Origin of the sequence: Methanobrevibacter sp. (assembly GCF_045577275.1) — an archaeon.
In the GTDB taxonomy this organism is placed as follows: domain Archaea; phylum Methanobacteriota; class Methanobacteria; order Methanobacteriales; family Methanobacteriaceae; genus Methanobrevibacter.
On record NZ_JAZNIB010000218.1, the window covers coordinates 1 to 4,020 of the forward strand.

Below are 4,020 nucleotides of genomic sequence, written 5' to 3' on the forward strand. Positions count from 1 at the left end.
CTTTATCTTTTATTTTATTGTCATTCTCATTGTCTCTTTTTTTAATTTTTTTCGATAAATATAATAATTATTTAAATTAAATTGCTATTTAGATTTATAATTATTTTAAAAATTAATTTTAGATAAAAAACTTTAATCAATTTCAATTAGGTCGTGTTTATTATTTTTAACGAAGATTTAGAATTCAAAGGAAAATCAATCCCTCGTGTAGTTTTAGGAAATGCTCCATTTCTTGCAGATGCTTATTTTGGACATAGGACTCGTTTATACAATTTGGACTTGCTTAGAAACCCGAACAATGTAAGCAAGATCATTGAAAAATCTTATGATTGTGGTGTAAGATCTATTAATTTGGCAAACAAGGAAAATCTCCTTAAGGCATTCAAAATGGCTTGTGACAATGGAGTTGAAATGCAATCCGTTTCCACAATCGGAAAGACAGAAATGGATTATGTTTTCCCAAATTATGAACAGGCAAAGATGGAAGCTACCTGGAAGGAAGACATTGAAAACCTTGCCCAATTCGATAACTCTGTGATGCTTGTTGATGAGTTCCTTATAGACACATATGATTGGGATTTCATAACTGAGATTTTGGATGAGATCAATGGTGCAGGAGTTCCAGCAGGAATAATCACTTCTTTCCCATTTAAAACAAGTGAGAAATTAATCGATTCCCCTATTCTCGAAGATAAGGGCTTGTTTGACTTTTACATGATTCCAGTTAACAAGCTTGGATACATGATGGATGTTCCGGATTTCAGATCAGATAAGCGAGAAGAACTTAATTCAATGCTTGAAAAGATTGATAAGAAAATCATTATCAATAAGATTTTAGCAGTTGGTATTCAAAAACCAGAGGAAGCTTTCAATTTCCTTAATACATTGGATTTTGCTGATATGGTTTCTGTCGGTATTGCAAGTGAAAGAGAGGCAGAGGAATCATTCAACATTTTAAAAGAGATTTAATAAATTTAATATAAATTTATGTAAATTTATAAATATAACTATTGTTATAAATTATATTGTAGATTAAAAATAATATTGAAAATTAAGAAAATTATTGATATTATTCGTTTTAAGGTGAGGAAAATGGAGTTCATTAAGAAGATTCCTGCAATCAGATGGGAAAATGGGAAATATGAGCATGTTGAAGAAGAAACAGTTGAAGATGAAAACATCTATTTCTATATAGACTTCCTTCAGCCACGGAAATTTTCCACATATCCTGCAGATTTGGATGATTTCGCCGTAGGATATTGCTTAGGGGATGGATTGGTAAAATCTGTTGATGAGATTGAAAGCATTGAAGTTGATGATAAGAAGGTCATCATCAAAACGGTCCATATGCACACTCCAGAAATAGACCTTGAAAGTGATGATCTTGTTCAGGAAAAGGAAGGCGGAGCCAAACATGCCTGTGCATGCAGACTCTTGGAATATCAAGGTGTGATGTCTGATAGTGCAGGAGGATGGAGAAGCGAACTTAAAACAATTGAACCTGTGGAATCTGATCTGGTTGTTAATGCAACAGAAATTACAGAAAACATGAAAAGGCTTACAGCTAAGGCAGAAATATGGCAAGAGACTGGTAGTGTTCATGTTGCACAATTGGTTTATGGTGACCAGTTCATTACCCGTGAAGATGTAAGTCGTCATGTAGCTGTTGATAAGGTGATTGGTGCAGCAGCAAAGGCAGGATTTGACTTATCCAAATGCTATGTATGCTATAGTGGCAGAATGCCTGCAGACATGCTTATTAAAGTCGTCAGGGTAGGTATCCCTATTTTGGTTTCAAATGCAGCTCCTGCAGGATCAGGTTATGATATTGCAGAAAAGGGAAACATCACTATGGTTGGATTTGTACGTGGTGACAGATTTAATCTTTATACTGCTACAGAAAGAATCGATTTGGATAAATGATTCTTTTTATATTTTTTTAATCAATGATATAACTATTGTTATAATTAATAAAGTGATTCTATGTCAGATGAAAATCAAAAAAATAAGGTTTATAATCTTCTTATAAGCAAAGGAATTGATTCCTATAATGAATATGAATTCTATAAGGAAAGGATAAACAGTCAAACTGACTTCTTATGGAATGAATACAATAATCAGGATAATGAGTTGAACGATGAGCTGTTTGAAAAAATAGACGTGATCGTATTATTGTATGGTCTTTATCATCAAAATAAGGAAATCTGTGATGAACTGATTGACAAATCACAGGAATATGAGATTCCATTGCTTTTTGTCCGTTCCTTTGGTGTGGAATATGTTATAGAAGAAATAGTTGAAAAAGCGGATGCTGTGGTCGGATGGAATCCGCATTGCATTATAGATGCAATTGTAACTCTGGTGAATGGTGAGGAAGAGTGGATTAAGCCATGTGACATTGAAGATGAATCCTAAATCTTCCTTTTTTCTTAAAATTTCTAAAATATGATTTTTTAAATTTTGTTTTGAATTTGGATTATTTTTTCACCTTTTCAAGGTAAATGTTTAATATGATTACAATTATTGCAAGAATTCCTAATCCCAATATGATTGGATTTACGACTCCAACGTAAAAGGTTAGGATAACTGCCAATATCAATGCAACAATAAGAATAATCATTCCTCTATTTTTTTGAAGGTCCATATTTTCACCTTTTTAATTAATTGTTTCTTCTTTCCTTAATCAATTTCAAGAACTCTTTGGAATTCTCAAACTCTTTCATTTCCCATGACTTTATGACTGGAATTCCGTCAATTGAGTCTTTAATTCTGTCATCATTAAGCACAAAGAATGAATCTGAAGATGTTACAAGAGAAAGGTCCTTTAAGCTGATTGCCATTTTTTTCAATGTTTTTGTATTTTGGTCATCCTGAACATTCAAGTTAGCAATGAGTGGTGTTTGTTCTTTCTTTCTTGTAGCTATTTCAGCTTTTGCAAGTGCATCAAATGGACTTTTATTGGTTGAAACAACACCAAAACCTAATTTTGCCAAATTCTGTGCATTGGTTCCTTGAGTTTGGTTCAAACTGCTTGTATCTGCCTTCAGCTTAATGTCTTCCTGATAAGGTTCGAAAAGGTCGATGTCAAGGGTAATCTTTGTATTCAAGATCTCTTCAAGAAGCATTGCAGTTTCAGTATTTGCCCTTACCATTCCATTTTCATACTTGTACATGGTAGCTCTTGAAACATGAGCCAAATCAGCAAGGTCCTTTAATGATAGGTTATACTCTTCCCTATATTCCTTTAGAACATTTCCATTGATTTGAACATAATATCCTCCACGGTCTGCAAGAATTTCAGGATATTCATCGTAAACGATCATGTTTTTAAGGGTTTCAAGTCCAATTGCAGGAAGCCCATGCCTTTCGTATACAACATCCTCCTCCAATATGTGGTTTTTGGATTTAACCCCTACGATGATTGGGCTAGCCAAGAAAACATGGGAGATTTGTCTTATCTCTTCAACATGGGATTCATTGATACTATCTATGTTGACGAGGACTTTTAAAAGTAGAATTAGCAATTTCTTACGAGCCACTATATCAAAACAGCTTTGTTCATAAATGTTGGATGTTTCAAAGCCCTCTTTGTTTAGCAGTTGATAAACTTCTCGTATTAATTGATTCCTATTAGTTATTGCCATAGGATTGCCTCGTTTTTTGATAGTTTTTTTAAATTTTTAAGATAATTTTTATTAATTAGTTTAAATAAATTTTAATAATATTATTATCTTTTAGGATTAATATAAAATTGACTATTTAATTTTTTAGACTTTTGATTATTAATAGTTAATCTTTTACTGATTAACAATTCTTTAATGGTCATAGCAGACTTTCAGTGATTCATATGGATTATTTTTATATAGGAATAGACGATACAGACTCTCCGGATGGGATGTGCACAACATTTCTTGCATCAGCCATCCTGAACGAATTCAGGGAATGCAATATCGAAATAATGGATTTTCCTAGGCTTATTCGTTTAAATCCATTTGCAAGATTCAAGACAAGGGGAAATGG

The 4,020-nt window shown here is 32.8% G+C and carries 5 protein-coding genes and 1 pseudogene; 4 read left to right on the plus strand and 2 right to left on the minus strand.

Annotation, left to right across the window (positions count from 1 at the left end):
- Positions 1-153: 153 nt before the first annotated feature.
- From ACKI67_RS06250 to ACKI67_RS06260, 3 genes are all read left to right on the plus strand, one after another.
- A complete protein-coding gene (locus ACKI67_RS06250) occupies positions 154-969 on the plus strand; it encodes a hypothetical protein (RefSeq protein ID WP_407462588.1) in 816 nt (271 codons plus the stop codon).
- A 123-nt stretch (positions 970-1,092) separates the two neighbouring features.
- Positions 1,093-1,923, plus strand: coding sequence for a formate dehydrogenase accessory sulfurtransferase FdhD (gene fdhD / locus ACKI67_RS06255; RefSeq protein ID WP_407462589.1), 831 nt, complete (start codon positions 1,093-1,095; stop codon positions 1,921-1,923).
- A 60-nt stretch (positions 1,924-1,983) separates the two neighbouring features.
- Positions 1,984-2,415, plus strand: a complete 432-nt coding sequence (locus tag ACKI67_RS06260; RefSeq protein ID WP_407462590.1) for a nuclease — start codon at positions 1,984-1,986, stop codon at positions 2,413-2,415.
- 61 nt (positions 2,416-2,476) lie between these two features.
- Here ACKI67_RS06260 and ACKI67_RS06265 read toward each other — a convergent pair whose 3' ends face one another.
- The gene (locus tag ACKI67_RS06265) at positions 2,477-2,644 is read right to left on the minus strand and encodes a hypothetical protein (protein ID WP_407462591.1); all 168 of its coding nucleotides are present in this window, start codon (positions 2,642-2,644) and stop codon (positions 2,477-2,479) included.
- A gap of 16 nt (positions 2,645-2,660) precedes the next feature.
- On the minus strand, positions 2,661-3,638 hold the full coding sequence (locus ACKI67_RS06270) for a transcriptional regulator (protein ID WP_407462592.1): 978 nt from the start codon (positions 3,636-3,638) through the stop codon (positions 2,661-2,663).
- Between the two features lie 200 nt (positions 3,639-3,838).
- On the opposite strand from ACKI67_RS06270, the pseudogene ACKI67_RS06275 reads away from it, so the two are divergent.
- Positions 3,839-4,020, plus strand: a pseudogene (locus ACKI67_RS06275) (DNA-binding protein); the annotation flags it as partial.